This window comes from Novosphingobium sp. (genome assembly GCF_032093395.1).
GTDB lineage: Bacteria > Pseudomonadota > Alphaproteobacteria > Sphingomonadales > Sphingomonadaceae > Novosphingobium.
In genome coordinates this window covers 1-2,158 of sequence record NZ_DAMDBA010000025.1, presented here as the reverse complement: position 1 = coordinate 2,158, position 2,158 = coordinate 1, and the positions used below count along the sequence as shown (strand labels likewise).

Annotated in this window: 1 protein-coding gene and 1 pseudogene; both read left to right on the top strand. The window is 63.9% G+C overall.

Translation table 11 applies throughout. From position 1 onward, the window contains the following. Window positions 1-1,687: pseudogene (locus RT424_RS10670) on the top strand (DNA-directed RNA polymerase subunit beta); the annotation flags it as partial. Window positions 1,688-1,764: 77 nt separating this feature from the next. Continuing rightward, on the top strand, window positions 1,765-2,158 hold a 394-nt coding region (locus tag RT424_RS10665), incomplete at its 3' end, for a hypothetical protein (protein ID WP_313437506.1).

Below are 2,158 nucleotides of genomic sequence, written 5' to 3'. Positions count from 1 at the left end.
CTCCATCCTGATCTCCGAGCGGATCGTGAAGGATGACGTCTTCACCTCGATCCACATCGACGAGTTCGAAGTGATGGCCCGCGACACCAAGCTGGGTCCGGAAGACATCACCCGCGACATCCCGAACGTCGGCGAGGAAGCCCTGCGCAACCTCGACGAAGCGGGCATCGTCTACATCGGCGCCGAAGTGCACCCCGGAGACATCCTGGTCGGCAAGATCACGCCGAAGGGCGAAAGCCCGATGACGCCGGAAGAAAAGCTTCTGCGCGCCATCTTCGGCGAAAAGGCTTCGGACGTCCGCGATACCTCGCTGCGTCTGCCGCCGGGCGTTTCGGGCACGATCGTGGACGTGCGCGTCTTCAACCGTCACGGTATCGAGGTCGACGACCGTACCCGCGCGATCCAGAACGAGGAAATCGAACGCCTCGCCAAGGACCGCGAGGACGAACGCGCCATCCTCAACCGCGCCACTTACAACCGTCTGAAGGACATGCTCCTCGGCCAGGTCGCCGCTTCGGCGCCCAAGGGCCTCAAGAAGGGCGTGGACATCACCGAAGAGCTGCTGGACGAAGTCGAGCGTCACGAGTGGTGGAAGTTCGCGGTTGCCGACGACCACATGCAGTCGCAGCTCGAAGCGGTGAAGACCCAGTACGACCTCACCGTGAAGGCGATCCAGGAGAAGTTCGAGGACCGCAAGGAGAAGCTGGAACGCGGTGACGAACTCGCGCCCGGCGTGCTCAAGATGGTCAAGGTCTTCGTTGCCGTGAAGCGCAAGCTTCAGCCGGGCGACAAGATGGCCGGCCGTCACGGCAACAAGGGCATCATCAGCCGCATCCTGCCGCTGGAAGACATGCCCTTCCTCGAGGACGGTACCCCGGTCGACTTCGTGCTGAACCCGTTGGGCGTGCCTTCGCGCATGAACGTCGGCCAGATCTTCGAAACGCACCTCGGCTGGGCCGCTCGCGGCCTGGGCGCGCGTATCGGCGCGGCTCTGGACGATTGGCGTGCAGCCAATCCGAACCCGGAAGCCGGTCAGCCGCCCGAAGCGGTTCGCGAGCTGCTCAAGGAAGTCTACGGCTCCAACTACACCGCCGAGATCGAAGCGCGCAGCAACGAGCAGATCGTCGAATTCGCCCAGTCCGTCCGCAAGGGCGTGCCGATGGGTTCGCCGGTGTTCGACGGCGCGATCGAAAAGGACGTCACCGACATGCTCCGCCTCGCCGGTCTCGACGAGTCGGGCCAGGTGGACCTGTACGACGGCCGCACGGGCGATCGCTTCGACCGCAAGGTGACGGTGGGCATGAAGTACGTGCTCAAGCTGCACCACCTCGTCGACGACAAGATCCACGCGCGTTCGATCGGCCCCTACTCGCTCGTCACCCAGCAGCCGCTGGGCGGTAAGGCGCAGTTCGGCGGCCAGCGCTTCGGTGAAATGGAGGTCTGGGCTCTCCAGGCCTACGGCGCGGCGTACACGCTCCAGGAAATGCTGACGGTGAAATCGGACGACGTTGTCGGCCGCACCAAGGTCTACGAAGCGATCGTCAAGGGCGACGACACCTTCGAGGCCGGCATCCCCGAGAGCTTCAACGTGCTCGTCAAGGAAATGCGCTCGCTGGGCCTCAACGTCGAGCTGACAAGCCACGACGACAACGAGGACGACGACGGCGTGGCCCTGGCGGCGGAATAACGGGATCGGGCGGGGCCCGCGCGGCTCCGCCTTCCCTTCCGCCCGCCTTGAGAATTCACCCCCAGAGGGACTGAAACATGAACGACCTGACCAAGTTCACCAACCAGATGGCGAAGCCCGAGACCTTCGATCAGATCCAGATCGGTCTGGCCTCGCCCGAGCGCATCCGCTCCTGGTCCTTCGGCGAGATCAAAAAGCCGGAAACCATCAACTACCGTACGTTCAAGCCTGAGCGTGACGGCCTCTTCTGCGCCCGCATCTTCGGTCCCGTGAAGGACTACGAATGCCTTTGCGGCAAGTACAAGCGCATGAAGTACAAGGGCGTCGTCTGCGAAAAGTGCGGCGTCGAAGTCACCGTGACCAAGGTGCGCCGCGAGCGCATGGGCCACATCGAGCTGGCCGCACCGGTCGCGCACATCTGGTTCCTGAAGTCGCTGCCTTCGCGCATCGGCCTGCTGCTCGACATGCAGC